Below are 17,768 nucleotides of genomic sequence, written 5' to 3'. Positions count from 1 at the left end.
GTGACGACCTGATCGCCCTTCTTGATGCTGGCGATCTTGTCGCGCAGCTGCTTCTGATTACGCATCTGCGGACGCAGGATGAGGAACCAGAAGATCAGGAACATGAACACCAGCGGCAGGAAGCTGGTCCAGGCGGGAGGGCTGGATGCTGCCGCACCGGCGGCCAGGAGCGAAAGGGTAGCGCTGCTCATGGGAGGAAATTTCTTTCTTTTTCAGACGGTCCTGCTGCCCCGCAATGCCATGCATTGCACCCGTGACACCACCGGACCCTTGGTGGCGCGCGGGTTAGCAGCAAAGATGGTAAAGGGCAACGCGCGCCGCAAGCCCCCCATGTGCAAGAAACGCGTGCAGGAAAAAAGGCCACCGCGGGCCGTGTGCAACAGCCTTGCATCCGCCCGGCACCATGCCTATAGGCGCGCTCTCCGCAGCGGACAGCTTGTCCGCAGGCTGGAACCGGTCGGGACGTAGCGCAGCCTGGTAGCGCATCACACTGGGGGTGTGGGGGTCGGAGGTTCGAATCCTCTCGTCCCGACCAATATTTCAATGACTTAACGGCGATTTCTCGACAACGCACACCCCGATCTTGTTATGGTGGTGCGCTGGTGGTGCAGATAATGCCAGTATGTTCTCACCACGATGCATCGCTGCGCATCAAAAATGAACATCGTCAGACCCCTTTTCCGAATTGAACGCCGGGCCGATTCCCCCTAATCTGACGGGACGGATGCAGGAGCAATTGCCCCTCAGCCCCGCCGAGTTCGTCAAAATCCGGGACGGCTTCATTGCGTTTCTCAAGCAACCGGCTGGGACACCTATCGAGCTGATTATTCCGAAGGAAGTTCTCGACGCGATGGCATTGGCTGCGCGCCGGGGCCGCAGGCGTCAACAGGCCCTCGATGTCTTGCGCGGCATATCCATCGTGGCTGTTGCGGTTGGCGCTGCTCTTGCCGTTTTCTGGGAACCAATGGCCGTCGGAGTTGCGGTCCTGCTGGCCAGTGGTGTGACTTTCGTTTGGGCGCACAACAAGAGCAAGATTCGCTTCGAGCCAGAAATCGACGAACTGGTCACCGAGCCGAATGTAGTGCTCCAACGCAATCTGAGAGCGCTGGAAGATTATAAGCATCTGATCGCGAACGGCGACATCATATGCGACGAGCGGCTGCCGGACGGAACGGTCAAGCCGCTGTCACAGAAAGCCCGCGGTGCCTTCCTCGCGGACCATGGCTCGCTCTTTGTCCTCAGCCGCGATCAATCGCTTTGGCAATGCACCCCGCACAGGCCAATTCCGATGAGCGCCTTATGGGTCAGACTTGGCGGGCGAGTTGCGCCCGTCTTCGTGACATCGCGCACCTTGCTTGAAACCCCGGATCGCGAATTGTTCGACAAGCGCATCAACTGGCTTCTGTCACATGCCGACAAAGCGGGTTCAAAGGCCAAGGGATTTCGGGAAGCGATCCAGATCATCGTTGCACTTCGACGCCCGGAATTCGAAGGCAAGACATTCGAACAGAAGAAGGAAAAGCTTCGCGAAGAAGGAACGGCTGACAGCAGAATGGAGAAAATCCACGCAGGCATCTATCCGCCGTTCAATAGCTTTCTCCGCAATTTGCCGATGCATGAATTTCCGTGAATGTGGAACTGAATTCACGCTGATGCCCCGATTTGCCACGTCCTGCATTCCAACGAATGAAAGGACCACGCAATGCCTCCGAACCGGGACCAGCTCCTGACTGTAACCGACGTGCTCAACGTCACCGGCTTCAAATCGCGCACCACCTTGTATCGCCGCGCGCGCAGCGGAGCATTTCCATGCCCCTGCCACATCGGCGCGGGCAAGATACGGTGGCGTTCGGGTGACATCGAGGACTGGCTGAACGGCCTCCAACTCCGTCGCTACTGACCTGCCCCACCGGCGAACCCGCCCAGCTTGATTGCTTGGCAGGACGCACCTGCCTTCACCTCCTAAACCACCTGCAATCGTGATTTCACGAAAGGATGCCCCATGTCCATTTTCCACCGCGCCATGGACCGGCTTGCCGATTTCATCTGGACTGGCCGCAAGGTCAATCTGCGTTTCACCGCTGAATACCGCACCGCCTGCTATACGGTTCCGCTCATCAACAAGCTGCTTGCCGAGGGCGAGGACGGTGACACATACCGCACCGCGCTTGTCCCGTGGCACGAGGCCGAACGGCCACCGCTTGCATTCTATCAGGGCGACACGTCGCGGTGCAGGATCGACGGGCCTTGGCAAGAAGCTGGGCGGGACTGGGTTCCGCTTGGCGGATTGATCTTGTCCCCGGGCGTAACCGCCCACCTTGATCCGTTCGAGGCTCAGGCGCTGCATGAGAAGGTGCAGCAGGCGATAGAGGCCGTCATTCGGGCATGGGTCGGGGACCACGATCTAACCTCGCTGCCACCTGTCCCGGAGCATTTCGACAGATGCAGGGCCGACCGCAAAGCCAAAGCGATGATCGCCGCTTGGGCATCCGGTAACACGGCTTCCGCAACCGACAAGGCCGACAATTGCTGTTCCGGCGAACTCACGGACGCCCCTTGCGATGCTTGTCGGAAAGGACCGGAACATGACTGAACCGATAGTCCAAAAGTCGATGTTGTGGGGCTGCGATGCTACGCATCGAGCCAGCAATTCAGATACACACCTCACGCACGGGTGCATCCAGCAATTCTGCGGGTTTGATGGGATGCTGATAGCATCCCATCAAATGCCAGAGTGCAAAAACGGCGGAATTGCGACATTTCTTGCGATGGCGGATAGCATCTCGCCGGGAGGTGCCCGATGAGCGCCCGCGCCCAAACGGTTCGGCTCACCCCGGCCCGCCACCGCACCCTTGTCGGGTTCGCCAAGACCCACGGGTTGAGCGAGTATGCGATGCTCGCCCGCGTCGTGGACGCGGGCCTCGCCGCCCTCGTTCATGGGACGGGCAACGAGATCGACACCCGCGAAATCGTCACCGAACTGGCGTCCGTCAGCACCCGCATAGTGGACGTGGAGCGAATGCTTGACCGGGCGCTGTTCACGGCCTGCGCCGCATATTGCTACGCCCGCAGCGCGGCGTCAGGCGCGCGCAAGTCCGATGAGGCCATCACCGCCGAAATCAATGCGGCCTATGATCGCCAGCGGCGGCTCTCGCAGGAGGGGCGGAAATGAACCAGCCCCACGACCGGCGCGCTCATGCCGATGCCTTGCGCCGCCACAACCGCAACAATCAGGCCGCACGCTTCAAGCGGCAGGCCGGTGTCATGCTGGCGTCAATCGCCCTGGGCGCGGTAGCTACACCTTTTGTCATGTTAGACCAGCAGACCTTGCAGGCAGCGGGCACCTATGCCGTAGCCAAGTCGAAGCTGTGGTTTTCGCAAGGAACCGTGGTCGATCCGGCAATCACGATCAGCCAAGACGGCCAAGCCTATGCCGTTCCAGCCCGCGCCGTTGTCGCCTATCGGTATTACAGCGTGGCGGCACGCCGCACCCTCGGTTACGCGACATGGGGCTGCTGGCTGGGTTTTGGCGGATGGCTCGCGAGCCTGATCCTTTTTCGTGGGGTTATAGCACGGCGGCGGGAGCGTGCCTTGCAGGACCGGGTTGTCGCCGGAACCCTCGTCACTACCGAGAAGCAGCTTGCCAAGCTGACCGGCGCGGAGGCCGACGCCCGCGCACTTTCCGTTGGCACCGTCCCCATCCCGAACAGGCTGGAAACTCGGCACATGGCGATGATCGGCACGACTGGCAGCGGCAAGACCACGGCACTGCGCCAGTTGCTCGACCGGATTGAGGCGCGCGGCGAAGCCGCCTTGGTTTATGACACCAGCGGCGAGTTCGTTGCACATTACTACAGGCCCGAACGCGGCGACGTGATCCTCAATCCGTTCGATGCCCGCTGTGCCTACTGGTCGCCCTTCGCCGAGATAGACCACCCCGCCGATGCCGACCGCATCGCCCACCAGCTAATCACCGAAACCGGACAGCATGACAGCGACGTATGGCTGGACACCAGCCGTATCCTTGTCGCCAACATGATCCGCGCATTGTGGCGCGAGGGCAAATGCACATTGCCCGCATTGCTGAACGCCCTGCAGGACCGCACCAAGGACGACCTCAAAGTGTGGCTTGCGGGCAGTTCGTCGGCGCGGACCTTCGCCGATGATGCCGACCGGGCGACCGGCAGCGTGCTGTTCATGCTGTCTAAGGCCGCGAACCTGATCCAGTTCCTTCGCACTGAGGACAGTGGCGGTTCCGCGTTCGCCTTCCGGGACTTCATTCATGGGCTGGATAAGCGGAAAGGTGCCCGCCCTTGGATATTCGTGCCGCGCAAGGAGGATTATTTCGAGGCGTCAAGGCCCTTACTCGCCTGCTGGCTGGAATGCGCAGCCAGCGCCGTGCTGGGCTTGTCCCCATCACCCGACCGGCGCATCTGGTTCGTGCTGGACGAACTGGCCGACCTTCCGCGTGTCGATAATCTGGCGCGGCTACTGCCCGAAGGCCGCAAATTCGGCGCGGCGGTCGTGCTAACCTTTCAGGCACTGGGCCAGATGCGGCACCGCAATGGGCCGCAAATCGCCGAATCCATGCTGGGCTGCTGCAATACCAAGCTGTTCCTGCAAACCATCGACGCCGAAACGCGCGCGTGGGCCAGCCAGACCATCGGTGAGTGCGAGGTCGAAATCCAGACCATGACCGATGCGCTGGCCGAGGGCGACGACAAGCCCCGGACCACTCTCGGCAAAACTCGCAAAATGCGCCCCGCCATACTGGAAAGCGAACTGCGCCTGCCCAAGTTCGAGGGCTATTTACTGTTCCCAGACGGGTTGCCGGTGGCCCGGATCAGGCTGACAGCCGATCATATCGCGCGGCGCGGGCCTGCCCGTCAGCCGGGATTTGTCCCCGGCGATCCCAAGAACACGCTTTGGGAACAGGCATCAAGCGCCGCGCCAGCAGCTCAGCCACCATCCATGCCAGTGCCTGATAGCAAGGGACCAGTCTGATGGTCGCGTCCGTTTCCGCGCTGACCAGCTCGGGTCAGGCCGCCAGCTACTATGAATCCGCTGGCGAATATTACGCTGACGGCGGCGAGTCCCCATCGGAATGGCAGGGCAAGGGCGCGGAGGAGCTGGGTCTATCTGGCGATGTTGACCGCGATCAGTTCCGCGATTTGCTGGACGGCAAAGTTGCGGACCAGCAGCTTGGCACCACACGCGACGGCAAGCTGGAACACCGCCCCGGTTGGGACGTGACCTTGAGTGCGCCAAAGTCTGTGTCGATCATGGCCGAGGTCGCAGGTGACCGGCGACTGGTTGCGGCGCACGGGGCAGCGGTAAAAACTGCACTTGCCCATGTTGAAAGCCATATGGCCGCTACCCGCGTCCGCGACGGCGGCGCCGTGAACCGCGCAGCGACCGGCAATCTGGTGATCGCCAGTTTTCAGCACGGCACCAGCCGGGCGCAAGACCCGCAGCTCCACACCCATAATGTCATCCTGAACGCGACCAAGGGTGTGGATGGCACTTGGCGCAGCCTTGAACCACGCGCGATCTACCAACTGCAAAAGCAGATTGGCGCGATCTACCGGCAGGAGCTGGCCTTGAAGGTCCGCGAGCTGGGCTATGAGATCGAGGTGGGCAAAGGCTCTATGTTCGAGATCAAGGGTGTTTCGCCCGAGGTCATGGCCGCTTTCAGCACCCGAAGCGCCGAGATCGAGGCCGCGCTTGCCGAGCGCGGCACGTCCCGCGATGTTGCCACTGCCGCCGAAAAGCAGGTTGCCGCGCTCGACACCCGGCAGGCCAAGGTTGCCGCCAATCCTGCGGCGCTTGTCGCGGATTGGCGCGATACTGCCAGTGCAGCCGGGTTCGGGCCGGAGGCAAGGCTCGCTATGGTCAAAGAGGCCGAAGCCATTGCCACCAGCGGCGGCCATCGCACCACAATCGACTTACAGGGTGATAGCGCCGCGAGCCGCGCCGTTGCGCAGGCCGCCGACAAGCTGGGCGAACGCCAGTCGGTGTTTTCCGCCGCTGCCTTGCACGAGGAAGCCGGGCGCGTCGGGCTGGGCAAGGTCAGCTATGCGCAAATCGGGGAAGCCATCGCATCCGCCACCAAGCAGGGCGAATTGATCGACCGCATCCATATCGACCGGCGCGGCGCGGAGTTTGCCGGGTTCACCACCCGTGCCAACGTCGAAACCGAGGTCAAGTTGCTGCGGATCGAGGCGGAAGGACGCGGCGCACTGTCCCCCATCGCCACACCGCTTGCCGCCGCCAAAGCGGTCGCCACCGCATCGACGCAGGGCGAACGCGCGGGCTTTGGCTGGAATGCCGACCAGCGCACCGCCACCGAGCAGCTTTTGACCAGCGGCAACCGGATCACCGCCTTGCAGGGCTATGCAGGAACGGCCAAAACCACCACCGTTCTTGCGACCTTTGCCCGCGAGGCCGAAGCGCGCGGCGTGTCCGTTGTCGCGCTTGCGCCGACCGCATCGGCGACGATGGTGCTGGGCGAGGCGCTTGGCGCGCGCAGCGATACCGTTGCCCGGCATCTATTGTCAGCTGAGCGCCCCAGTCAGGGTAAGCCCGTAGCATGGATCGTGGACGAGGCATCACTGTTGTCAGCCCGCGACACCGCCCGGCTGTTCGACCTGGCGGAGAAACAGAACGCCCGCGTCATCCTTGTGGGCGACGTGAAACAGCTTGGATCGGTGGAGGCTGGCGCAGCCTTCGCGCAGTTGCAGGGCGCGGGCATGGAAACCGCCAAGCTCGGCGAGATCGTCAGGCAGACCAATACCGCGACCAAGGACGCGGTGCTGGCAACCATCGAAGGCGACGCCAAGAAGGCGCTCGCCGCGCTGGACCGGGGCGGCGGCAGGATCGTGGAGAATGCCGACCGTGCGGAGCGGTTCGCTGCCATCGCCGAGCAATATGCCAAGCTGGACAAAACCAGCCGTGCCCGCACCCTTGTTATCGAGCCGTCGCGCGAGGGGCGCGATACGTTGACCGCCGACATACGCGATGCACTTGCCAAATCCGGAGTGCTGACGGGTCCCGGCGTCACCATGCAGAGCCTTGCCAACAAGGGGCTGACCCGCGCCGAGACTCGCGATCCATTGAGTTACGACAAGGGCGATGTGGTCCGGTTCACCCGTGACTATGCCGACAAGGGCGTAACGCGCGGGGAAGCCTACCGCGTCGAAGCCATCGACCCCGCCAAAGCGGCCATTGCGCTCAAATCGGAGGATGGCCGCGAGGTGGATTGGCGGTTGCGGCAATGGGGCGCGGGTAACAGCCAGACCTTTGCACCGCAGTTGCTCGAACTCAAGACCGGCGACAGCATCCGGTTTACCCGCAACGACCGGGAGGCGGGGCGGATCAACGGCGCGCGCGGCGAAGTGACCGCGATTGACGCGCAGGCCCGCACGGCGGAAATCCGCAGCCCGCGCGGGCAGACCCAGACCTTGAGCCTTGATGCTGCCCGCGATCAGCACATTGCCCATGCTTATGTAGAAACCGCCTTTTCTGCCCAAGGGCGCACCGCCGATCATGTGATGATCCACGCCGACAGCAAGGCCACCAACCTGATCGACCAGAAGTCGTTCTATGTCGGGATTTCCCGCGCGAAGGAGTCCGTCGCGATCTTCACCAATGATCGCGGCAAGTTGGTGTCCGCAATCAATGAGCGGGCCGGTCAGGTGCAAGCCGCCATCGCGCAGGCCACCATGCCAACACCAGCAGCGGGCAAGGCGATGGGGCCCGGGATGGGTTGATCCTTGATGCGGTACAACCGGCATACGGAAAGCGGGAATCGCCTTGGCGTCCATCATGGCAGGGAATGTGAGATGAATGCCCGTGTTGCTCTTTGAAAGGGGATGATGGGATGATAGGCAGGAGTCTAACAGCCAGTCGAAGAGACCTCATAAATGCCTCGTATATTTGACAATATTGACAACACACTTTTGCCCGAACTGAAAAAGGTAATGTCGGTCTCGGACCGCGCGGATTTTTGCGTCGGTTATTTTAATCTTCGCGGTTGGCGTCAAATAGATGAACATGTCGAGGCATGGTCCGGCGAGAGTGGCAATGCTTGCCGGTTACTGGTCGGCATGCACCAGTCCCCCGAACGAGGTCTTCGAGAGAAGCTGGCTGCCGTCTCTCACGACGACGGCATCGACAATGCGCGTGTTCTGGAGCTTAAAAAGGAACTTGCCGAAGAATTTAGAGCGCAGTTAGCTATTGGAACGCCGACAAACATAGATGAGGCGGGCCTTCGGCGGCTCGCTCGTCAAATTCGGGCAAAAAAAGTTGTCGTCAAACTTTTCCTACGACACCCTTTGCACGCAAAACTATATCTTCTTCATCGACCAGACCCGGTCAATCCCAAAGTCGGGTTTGTAGGCAGCAGCAACCTGACATTCGCTGGTTTGGCTTTTCAGGGCGAACTGAATGTCGATGTGATGGACCACGACGCTGGTGACAAGCTCGCCGCATGGTTCGAAGCGCGTTGGAACGACCGCTGGTGCATCGACATTTCCGACGAATTGGCCACGATTATAGAAGAAAGTTGGGCGGGCGAGGCGCTGGTGCAGCCATACCACGTCTATCTCAAGATTGCCTACCACCTCGCTCAGGAGGCGCGTCTTGGGCAATCAGAGTTCAGGATACCCGCTATTTTTGGCAACAAGCTTTTTGATTTTCAAACTAGCGCAGTGAAGGTGGCTGCTCATCACCTCAACAAACGCGGTGGCGTCGTGATTGGCGACGTGGTTGGTTTGGGCAAGTCGATCATGGCGTCGGCTCTGCTAAAGATACTGGAAGACAGCGATGGCCGCAGCCTCATAATTTGCCCCAAGAACCTTGTCGAAATGTGGGATGACTATGTCGAAACCTATAATCTATCGGCCAAGATCATCTCGCTTTCACGGGTCGAAAGCGAATTGCCAGATCTTCGCCGCTATCGAACAGTCCTGATCGACGAGAGCCACAACCTACGCAATCGCGAAGGTAAGCGTTACAAGGTGATCGAGGACTACATCCGATCCAACGATAGCCAATGCATTCTGTTATCTGCGACGCCATACAACAAATCATTCATCGACCTGTCCTCGCAGCTCCGGCTGTTCATCGAGGACGATCAGGACATCGGCGTCCGTCCGGAAGCGATGATACGCGCTATCGGTGGCGAAACCGAATTCGTCCGCAAACACCAATGCGCCGTGCGCTCAATCCCCGCTTTCGAAAAAAGCGACCAGACTGATGACTGGCGAGAGCTGATGCGCCTCTACATGATCCGGCGGACGCGCGGGTTCATCCTCCAAAACTATGCGCAGACGGACGACGTCAGTGGGCGTAAATTCATCACCTTCTCCGATGGCACCCGTTCCTATTTCCCTGTGCGTCAGCCGAAATCGGTCAAATTTGCGATCAACGACGCCGACCCCAATGATCCGTATGCCAAAGCATATTCCGACGCAGTTGTATCGGCGGTCGATGGACTGACCTTGCCGCGCTACGGACTGGCCAACTATTTGAATCCCGATCCAGCGCATCCGCCGACCCCCGCTGAAGACACAATCATGGACGGTCTGGGTCGCGCGGGAATCCGGCTCATGGGCTTCTGCAAGACCAACCTGTTCAAGCGGCTCGAAAGCGGCGGTCCGGCCTTCATCCAATCGCTCCAACGCCATATCATGCGCAATTTGGTTTATCTCCATGCGCTCGAAAATGAACTGCCGGTGCCCATCGGAACCCAGGACGCCGAACTGCTCGACGTATCGGACGAGGATGCAGATTCCGAAGCTGCCGATACGCTGTTTGCCAACGGCGAGTATGGCGAAGGTGAAGTCGAGGCCGATCAGGCATTCGACGGGCTGGAAAAATTGCGTGAGCGGGCGGCTCTGATCTATGGCGTTTACAGCAATGCGAAGAAGCGGCGCTTCAAATGGCTGAAACCCTCGCTGTTCAAGCGAACTTTGCAAACCGACCTGCAAGCAGACATCGACGCCCTGCGCGAAGTTTTGCGCGTTTGCGGGACATGGGACGAAGCCCGCGATACCAAGCTGAAGGCGTTGATCGAACTTGTCCGCGTTGATCATCCAACCGACAAATTGCTGATATTCACACAATTTGCCGACACCGCGCGCTTTCTTGAGGCCGCACTGCGAAAGGCGGGCATCACTGCCATTTCCGCGGTCACCGGCCAGTCCGAAAACCCCACCCGCCTCGCATGGCGATTTAGTCCAAGGTCAAACAAGAAGGAAAAGATTGCGCAAGCCGAGGGCGAATTGCGCGTGCTTGTCGCCACCGATGTCCTGTCCGAAGGCCAGAACCTTCAAGATTGTGCCACTATCGTCAATTTTGACCTGCCTTGGGCGATCATCCGCCTGATCCAGCGTGCGGGCCGTGTGGACCGCATTGGCCAGCAGGCCGACACGATCAATTGCTATTCCTTCCTACCCGCCGATGGCGTTGAACGGATAATCCGGCTTCGCGCCCGTGTCCGTGCGCGGTTGAAGGAAAATCAGGAAGTTGTGGGTTCGGACGAAGCGTTCTTCGAGGACGACAGCAAGGAAAACCCGATCCAAGACCTTTACAGTGAGAAATCCGGTATTCTTGATGGTGACGATGACGGCGAGGTTGATCTTGCCTCATACGCATTTCAGATTTGGCAAAACGCGATCACCGCAGACCCGAAGCTGAAGAAACTGGTCGAGGATTTGCCCGATGTGGTTTTCACGACCAAGGCCGTGCCGCCAGTTGCCGACGCCAAAGAGGGCGCGCTGGTTTACATTCGCACACCCGACGACAATGATTCACTCGCTTGGATGAGCAGCGAGGGCGAGATTTTGACCCAATCGCCACTTGCCATCTTGCGGGCCGCCGAATGCCTGCCCGACGAGCCGCCGCTGGAACGCACAGAATTTCACCACGAAATCGTGCGCATGGGTGTCGAGCATTTGATGCAGGAAGAGCGCACCACCCACGGCGCACTTGGCCGTCCCTCGGGCGCGCGTTTCAAAACCTACGACCGCCTCAAGCGGTTCCTTGAGCATCAGGGCAATGAACGCACCCTGTTCGTCACCGATCATTTCGTGCGCGATGTCGAAAAGGCCATGGGCGACATTTACGAATACCCAATGTTCCAATCGACTATCGACACCTTGAATCGTCACCTGAAAACCGGGATCAATGACCACAAGCTTGCAGAAATGGTGATCGCCTTCCGCGAGGACGGGCGGCTGTGCATGAAGCAGGACAAGGACGAAGCGCCCAGCGAACTGCGGATTATCTGCTCAATGGGCTTGAAGGGCTGACTATGGCAATCGACAGGCCTCGCGCCACAATCCATCTCAAGGCGTTCGATTTCGCCAAACTGTTCATCGAAGAACTGGGCTGGGATCGCCCGTCATCGCGCCAGCCTGAAATCGTGGATGCAGAAGGCCAGCAATTTGTCCTTGCCCCCGTGGCCGACAAGCGCGGTGTCCGAATTTTCCATTGCCCCGCCATACCCGAGCGCAACACCCGCCAGCGAATCGAGCGCGAGATCACGAAGCGCGCCTACGAACACCTGATCATTTTCACCGACCCCGCACAGACCAAGCAAATCTGGCAGTGGGTTGCCCGTGAAAAGGGCAAGCCAGCGGCGTTCCGTGAGCATACTTGGCTTGCCAGCAGCGCGCCCGATGCGCTGATCCAGAAGCTGGATCACATTGCCTTCGCCCTCAGCGAGGAAGAGGGGCTGACCCTGGCCGGAACCACGCTGCGCATGCGCGATGCGTTTGACCGGGAGAAGATCACCAAGCGGTTTTACGAAGCCTTCAAGCAGCAGCACGACCAGTTCCTTGGCTTCATTACTGGGCTGGCCAACGTGTCAGACCGGCAGTGGTATGCGTCGCTGATGCTCAACCGACTGATGTTCGTCTATTTCATCCAGAAAAAGCGCTTTCTGGATGGCGATATCGACTATCTGAAAAACCGGTTGGCACAGGTCCGCGCGGCAAAAGGCACCGACCAGTTCCACAGCTTCTATCGGGCCTTCCTGCTGAAACTGTTCCATGGCGGTTTGGCCACCGCAGTCGGCGCGCGTGATCCAGAAACGGCCAAATTGCTTGGCACCATCCCCTATCTTAACGGCGGGCTGTTCGAACCCCACGCGCTGGAGGCCGATGGCAACACCATCCAGATTGCCGATGCGGCATTCGAGGGCGTCTTCAACTTCTTCGACCAGTATGAATGGACGCTCGACACCCGCCCCATCGAACAGGCTGATGGCAGGGAGATCAACCCAGACGTTCTGGGCCATATCTTTGAAAAATACATCAACCAGAAGCAGATGGGGGCCTACTACACCAAGGAAGACATCACCGATTACATCACCAAAAACACGGTGGTGCCGTGGCTGTTCCAGAACTCCACCGGCCATGACAAAGTGGCGTTTGAGCCGGACGGCTATGTCTGGCGGTTGTTGTCTGAAAACCCCGACGCTTACATCTACAAGTCCGTCCGGCACGGCACCGGCAGTCCCCTGCCCGAAAACATCGCGGCGGGCATAGATGATTTTGCCCAGCGCACGGATTGGAACAAGATCGCGCCGCGCGAATTCGGCTTGCCCACCGAAATCTGGCGTGAAGTTATTGCGCGGCGTGAGCGATATGACGCCATCCGCGCCAAAGCCGCTTGTGGAGAGATCACGCGGATTGAGGATTTCATAACCCACAATCTCGATATCCGGCAGTTCGCTCGCGACGTGATCCAGTATGCCGAAAGCCCTGATCTTGTGCGTGCGTTCTGGAAAGGCATATCCTCGATCAAAATTCTGGACCCAGCCTGTGGTTCAGGCGCATTCCTGTTTGCCGCGCTCAATATCCAGTATGACCTGTATGACGCCTGCCTTGAGCGTATGGAGCAATTCGTTGCTTCTGCACCCGATAGCGGTGGTGGGCGCAGTCAGGTTTATTCCGATTTCCGCACAGTTCTGGCGCAGGTGGCGCAGCACCCCAATCGCGACTATTTCATCTACAAATCGATCATCATCGCCAATCTCTATGGCGTGGATATCATGGATGAAGCGGTGGAAATTTGTAAGCTCCGCCTGTTCTTGAAACTGGCCTCCCAGCTTGAAAACCCAGACCAGATCGAGCCGTTACCCGACATCGATTTTAACATCCGCGCGGGCAACACGCTGATCGGCCATGCCTCCATCGCCGATGTGAAGAAGGCCACAGAGGCCACCGGCTTCGATTTCGATGATCGCGCAGGGAAGATTACAGCGGCGGCGCAAGACCTTGATCAGGCATTCCGCTTGTTCCGCGAGCAGCAAACCACTCTGCATGGCGGGATCGAGGCCGAGCACAAGACCGAATTGCGCGGGCGGCTTGGAGCCTTGGAAAGCCAGCTCGACCGGTTTCTGGCTAATGATTATGGCGTGGACGTGGGCAACGACCTTGCTGCGTCGGCCAAATTCCTAACCTGGAAAGCTAGCCATAAGCCCTTCCATTGGCTCATTGAGTTTTACGGCATCATCAACGGCGGCGGCTTTGATGTGGTGGTTGGAAATCCACCCTACGTCAAAGCCTCCGACGTTCGGAAAGATTATGCAGTTCGAGGCTACGACACCGACCGCTGTTCGGACATGTATGCGTGGATCATGGAACGCGCAGCTACGCTGACCTCGGCCAAGGGCTTTTACGGTATGATTGTGCCGTTGAGCTTGACGTTTTCCGGCAATTTCCAATCGCTTAGAAATTACCTGCTCAAACAATTCTCAGCAAATTGGTTTTCATCGTTTGCCCGCATTCCGGCAGCGCTTTTCAGTGCCGATGTGCGCGTTCGCAACACGATTCACATTGGCCAGAAAACCGGGGGTTCCGGCCACCACACGACAATCACGCATCGCTGGTTTGAAGAGGCGCGACCACATCTCGTAGAGCGTATTGAATACGCCAAATTCGACGAAAGGGCTTGGGACGGCCTGATCCCCAAGCTAGGAAACCAGCGACTGTTGAATGCGCTTGAACTAGCCAAACAAAAATTTCCCCCACTTGATGCTGAGATCGCAAACCAAGCCAACCGCAATCAGCTTCATTTTAAAAAGTCGGCATATAATTGGGTGTCTTTTGCCCATGAACCGGCACCGGCATACGGTGCCAATGGAAAATTGCTTCCAATTACCGAGTCAGGCCAAACTTCATTTAGCAACGGCGATTCCGCAGCCCTTGCTCACACCCTTCTGAACGGGAAAATCGCTTTCATTTGGTGGGTAATCGTCGGCGACGACTTCCATGTTACCAAAGCAAACTTCGAGAGCATCCCCTTCATCACTAACCTACCTATTGATGATAAGCGAAAACTCATAGCTCTTTCTGGTGAGCTGAATCAGAAGATGCTCGAAAACACAGTTTTCAAACTCAATGCCGGGAAGCGAATTGGAAATTACAATCTTGCGCTTTGCCGGGACATAACAGATCAGTCAGATATGATTTGGGCAAGAAACTTGAAAATTACTGATTGTGAGTCAGATTTAGAACTTGCATATTGCCAAGTTGTAAAAACAAACTTCGACGAAATGGGCGACTGTAGTGCGCTGTTGATCGATTGAATAGGCGGAAGAATTGATGAACCAACTGATCACAACTGGGGGCTGGAAAAAGATAACTGCAGCAGCATCGAAAGCAACAAAGCCTTCGTTTGCGGCTGTAGCCTATTTTGGCAGCAGGGGTGACAAGCTTCTACCCCTGAGGGAAGGAAGCAACCTTGTTGTCGATGCCAGTCTTGGCGCCGTCACGACAGGCATAACCGACCCAAAGGCACTTCGGCGGCTCCATGACGAAGGCGTAAAGGTGTTCTCCATGCCTTTGCTCCATGCAAAGGCCTTTGCCTTTGACTCTGTCGGGTTTGTTGGCTCGTCCAACGCATCTGCTAACTCTGCCACCCGGTTGATTGAAGCAAACGTTGCGGTAGTCGATGCCAAAACCCTGAAAGGCATTCGAACTTTTGTCATGAGTCTGTCCACAGACTGCCTGGATGACGACGCTTTTGACTGGCTCGAAGCCCGATACCGACCCCCAAAATTCGTAATACCTAGCATTTCAAAGGAAACGCACAGACGCTTGCTCACACAGATTATGCCGTCGGATCAGCAGGGATACTCTGGGCATCAGGTCCAGCCAACATCCGGCGCATGGAGGGAGTTTTTCGGCATTGACCTTGATGACGTTGAAATGCCGACCCTACGATTGCGAAATACGAAAACAGGCGAAGTGTTTGATCGTAAGGTCGTAAGACATGCCAAGGTCATTACCTTGGACATTCCCGAGGCAGTGCCGGGGGCCTTATTAGAAGTTTGGTATGTCGGACTGAACCGCTATGACTACCGAGTGATCGGCCCTGCCAACTCGAAATTCAAGGCTCTGGACAAGGAATTGCGGAAGACCGAAAACCCCTCGTGGGTATCAGGGCGCTTATGGATTGTGACTTAGGCCAGCCATTGGCCTTCTTTTGCTCTCAGTCCTGCCCCGGCGACGTAATCCTGAAAGCGCAGGATTGGGCCAATGCGCGCAGGTCGGATGACGCACCTGTGATCAGCGGCTTTCACACGCCCGTTGAGCGCGACGTGCTGCGCATCCTGCTGCGTGGTAGCGCACCAGTTATCCAAGTTCTGGCCCGAGCACTTGACGGTGCGCGCCTACCTGCTGCGCTCCGCAGTGCCGAAAAGGAAGGGCGCGCGCTGATCGTTTCCCAATTCGCCGCCAATGTGCGCCAGACCACCGCCCGCACCGCTGAACAGCGCAACCGCTACATCCTCACCCGCGCCGCCACCATCGTGTTCGCTCACGCATCATTGGGCGGAAAGACCGAAGCCCTTGCCGCCGAAGCCGTCGCGTTGGGGCTGCCTGTTTTTACACTGGCATCCCCCAGCAATGCCAATCTGACCGGCATGGGCGCGCAGGTGGTTTGAGCCATGGCCAAGCGCAGCATCACCGATGAGGAAATCGGCCTGATCAAAGCCATGCTGGCACGCGGCATGGCGAACAAAGCCATCCAGTTCTATTTCAACCGGCAGGACCGTGCAGTCAATTCGGGCCGGATCAGCGGCATCAAACACGCCGACTATGGCCCGGAAGTGCCCACGGCGAGCGATGAGGCCTTGTCTGCCTTCATCGCCAATTTCACCTCACCCGAGCTTGCCGCCCCCGGCATCGTCGTCGAAACAGCGCCGTCCGCGCCGCTGGATGCGATGGATGAAAAGGTGTTGCGTTCCTTCTTTGCCAAGGATGCAACCGGCGCTTGGCACTGCACCGCTGGCGAGAGCGACGAGTTCGAATGCAAGGAGGGGTTCAGCCTTCGCAACTTTGGCAAGCCGCTGCGGACCATCGCTGGTTTCGCCAATAATCGCGGCGGCTATCTGTTTTTCGGGGTGAAGGACAAGCCGTTGGGCTTCGCTGTTTGCGGGCTGGCCGATGATCGTTTCACCAATACCGACCAGAACAAGTTCAGTCAGACAATCCGTTCCGTGTTGGAACCCACTCCGCGCTTCCGCGTCGCCAGCCTCAAACTCGATGCCATGACGGTCGGCGTGATCCATGTTGAACCACATAGCGCCAAACCCGTTATCGCCAGCAAGACCGAGGGCGACGTTGCCGAAGGCGCAATTTATTTTCGCTACCCCGGCGAAACCAAGGCCATTTGCTACGCCGATCTCCGCGCCATCCTTGATGAACGCGATCAGCGCAGCCGCGAGGCAATCTTGCCGATGGTGCAGCGATTGCTCGAACTCGGCCCCAAGGATGCGATGGTTGCCAATCTGGCAGACGGCCAATTGGAAGGCGGGCAGCGGTCAATCCTGATTGACCCGAAATCGCTGGAGCAGATCAAGTTCATCCGGGAGGGTGAATTCGACGAGGTGGACGGCGCACCAACACTGCGCATCATCGGCGATGCCCAGACCGTTCCCGCTGAAATGATGTCGCCTGTCAGAACCGTGCGCGAGGAGGTGACGGTAGACGCCATCCTGCGCAATTTCCTCAACCGGGTTCCGGTGGAGCAACCACTGTCATATTTCAGCCAGGCCAGTCACGAGCAGGGCTGGATTCTCCCGATTTTCTATTATCTCCACCTTGCCGGGCAATCCCGCAATGGGGCTATCAACTCGCTCAAATCCAACAAACACGCCAAACCCAAGACCCGAACGGAGTTCAACAAGCTGCTGCAGGGTAAGCGGTCGATTTTTGAGAAGCCGGGAGGCAAGCGGCTGACCACATTGCAGGAAATCCGCGCGGGAGGCGTTGTCGCCATATCCGATCTGGACCGGGCCAACGAGATTGCCGCTGCGTTGTCAGGTATTGCGGCAGAGGATCAGGCCCGGTTCGACGAAATCCATGAACTGTTGAACCAGTGCCGTGCCGTGTGGGAATCGAAGGACGGCGATGCCACATTGCTTGCCCGTATTCGTCGCGCTGCAGCGCGGCTTGATGAGCTGGAGTATGGGCCGCTCGTCCCGGAGGAATAGGCCGCTTTCCGATCGATAGACGCCGGAGCTTGGGCGCGGCACGTGACGACATAAGTTCCTCGCCAAGCATTCTCGAGCGTCCCCTTCGGGCCGGGCTGTATCGCTGTCGCTACGGAACCGACGGCGTCGTTTCCGCCCATGCGGGTTGCCATCCCTGACGCGAATTGGGGCGGGTGCCCGCGCCCGCCCGATGACGCGCGCCGCCAGCGGCGCACCCTTCCCCTGTTTCGAGGAAGAAAGAGGCGCTGCCTCTCTCTCCCAG

The 17,768-nt window shown here is 58.8% G+C and carries 12 protein-coding genes and 1 tRNA gene; 12 read left to right on the top strand and 1 reads right to left on the bottom strand.

Features of this window, described 5'->3' with window-relative positions:
• A partial coding sequence (yajC, locus tag RMO89_RS00950) for a preprotein translocase subunit YajC (protein ID WP_310530661.1) occupies nucleotides 1-191 on the bottom strand: 191 nt, incomplete at its 3' end.
• 267 nt (nucleotides 192-458) lie between these two features.
• On the opposite strand from yajC, the gene RMO89_RS00945 reads away from it, so the two are divergent.
• The 12 genes from RMO89_RS00945 to RMO89_RS00890 all read left to right on the top strand — a co-directional run bounded on the left by RMO89_RS00945 (nucleotide 459) and on the right by RMO89_RS00890 (nucleotide 17,506).
• A tRNA-Pro gene (locus RMO89_RS00945) sits at nucleotides 459-535 on the top strand.
• A gap of 150 nt (nucleotides 536-685) precedes the next feature.
• Nucleotides 686-1,630, top strand: a complete 945-nt coding sequence (locus tag RMO89_RS00940; RefSeq protein ID WP_310530660.1) for a hypothetical protein — start codon at nucleotides 686-688, stop codon at nucleotides 1,628-1,630.
• A gap of 72 nt (nucleotides 1,631-1,702) precedes the next feature.
• Nucleotides 1,703-1,900, top strand: a complete 198-nt coding sequence (locus RMO89_RS00935) for an AlpA family phage regulatory protein (RefSeq protein ID WP_310530659.1) — start codon at nucleotides 1,703-1,705, stop codon at nucleotides 1,898-1,900.
• 102 nt (nucleotides 1,901-2,002) lie between these two features.
• Nucleotides 2,003-2,593 carry a hypothetical protein gene (locus RMO89_RS00930; RefSeq protein ID WP_310530658.1) on the top strand — a complete coding sequence of 197 codons (591 nt, stop codon included), beginning with the start codon at nucleotides 2,003-2,005 and terminating at the stop codon, nucleotides 2,591-2,593.
• Between the two features lie 207 nt (nucleotides 2,594-2,800).
• Nucleotides 2,801-3,172 carry a hypothetical protein gene (locus RMO89_RS00925; protein ID WP_310530657.1) on the top strand — a complete coding sequence of 124 codons (372 nt, stop codon included), beginning with the start codon at nucleotides 2,801-2,803 and terminating at the stop codon, nucleotides 3,170-3,172.
• Nucleotides 3,169-5,004 carry a type IV secretion system DNA-binding domain-containing protein gene (locus RMO89_RS00920; protein ID WP_310530656.1) on the top strand — a complete coding sequence of 612 codons (1,836 nt, stop codon included), beginning with the start codon at nucleotides 3,169-3,171 and terminating at the stop codon, nucleotides 5,002-5,004. The genes RMO89_RS00925 and RMO89_RS00920 overlap by 4 nt, the downstream gene beginning before the upstream one ends.
• Entirely contained in the window at nucleotides 5,004-7,769 is a 2,766-nt protein-coding gene (gene mobF / locus RMO89_RS00915) for a MobF family relaxase (protein WP_310530655.1), read from the top strand. The genes RMO89_RS00920 and mobF overlap by 1 nt, the downstream gene beginning before the upstream one ends.
• A 210-nt stretch (nucleotides 7,770-7,979) precedes the next feature.
• Nucleotides 7,980-11,312 carry a helicase-related protein gene (locus RMO89_RS00910; protein WP_310530654.1) on the top strand — a complete coding sequence of 1,111 codons (3,333 nt, stop codon included), beginning with the start codon at nucleotides 7,980-7,982 and terminating at the stop codon, nucleotides 11,310-11,312.
• On the top strand, nucleotides 11,240-14,596 hold the full coding sequence (locus RMO89_RS00905) for an Eco57I restriction-modification methylase domain-containing protein (RefSeq protein WP_310530653.1): 3,357 nt from the start codon (nucleotides 11,240-11,242) through the stop codon (nucleotides 14,594-14,596). Before RMO89_RS00910 ends, RMO89_RS00905 begins: the two co-directional genes overlap by 73 nt.
• A 16-nt stretch (nucleotides 14,597-14,612) precedes the next feature.
• Nucleotides 14,613-15,476 carry a phospholipase D family protein gene (locus tag RMO89_RS00900; RefSeq protein ID WP_310530652.1) on the top strand — a complete coding sequence of 288 codons (864 nt, stop codon included), beginning with the start codon at nucleotides 14,613-14,615 and terminating at the stop codon, nucleotides 15,474-15,476.
• On the top strand, nucleotides 15,443-15,955 hold the full coding sequence (locus tag RMO89_RS00895) for a DNA-binding protein (protein WP_310530651.1): 513 nt from the start codon (nucleotides 15,443-15,445) through the stop codon (nucleotides 15,953-15,955). The genes RMO89_RS00900 and RMO89_RS00895 overlap by 34 nt, the downstream gene beginning before the upstream one ends.
• 3 nt (nucleotides 15,956-15,958) lie before the next feature.
• The gene (locus RMO89_RS00890; RefSeq protein WP_310530650.1) at nucleotides 15,959-17,506 is read left to right on the top strand and encodes an ATP-binding protein; all 1,548 of its coding nucleotides are present in this window, start codon (nucleotides 15,959-15,961) and stop codon (nucleotides 17,504-17,506) included.
• Nucleotides 17,507-17,768 lie beyond the last annotated feature (262 nt).

Origin of the sequence: Novosphingobium sp., from assembly GCF_031424035.1 — a bacterium.
GTDB lineage: Bacteria > Pseudomonadota > Alphaproteobacteria > Sphingomonadales > Sphingomonadaceae > Novosphingobium.
The sequence above is the reverse complement of the archived record's forward strand: the minus strand, read 5'-3'. Positions and strand labels throughout refer to the sequence as shown.

Coding starts and splice junctions, on each gene's coding strand:
- RMO89_RS00935 (WP_310530659.1), top strand. CDS start 1,703: ATGCCTCCGAACCGGGACCAGCTCCTGACTGTAACCGACGTGCTCAAC.
- RMO89_RS00930 (WP_310530658.1), top strand. CDS start 2,003: ATGTCCATTTTCCACCGCGCCATGGACCGGCTTGCCGATTTCATCTGG.
- RMO89_RS00925 (WP_310530657.1), top strand. CDS start 2,801: ATGAGCGCCCGCGCCCAAACGGTTCGGCTCACCCCGGCCCGCCACCGC.
- RMO89_RS00920 (WP_310530656.1), top strand. CDS start 3,169: ATGAACCAGCCCCACGACCGGCGCGCTCATGCCGATGCCTTGCGCCGC.
- mobF (WP_310530655.1), top strand. CDS start 5,004: ATGGTCGCGTCCGTTTCCGCGCTGACCAGCTCGGGTCAGGCCGCCAGC.
- RMO89_RS00910 (WP_310530654.1), top strand. CDS start 7,980: ATGTCGGTCTCGGACCGCGCGGATTTTTGCGTCGGTTATTTTAATCTT.
- RMO89_RS00900 (WP_310530652.1), top strand. CDS start 14,613: ATGAACCAACTGATCACAACTGGGGGCTGGAAAAAGATAACTGCAGCA.
- RMO89_RS00890 (WP_310530650.1), top strand. CDS start 15,959: ATGGCCAAGCGCAGCATCACCGATGAGGAAATCGGCCTGATCAAAGCC.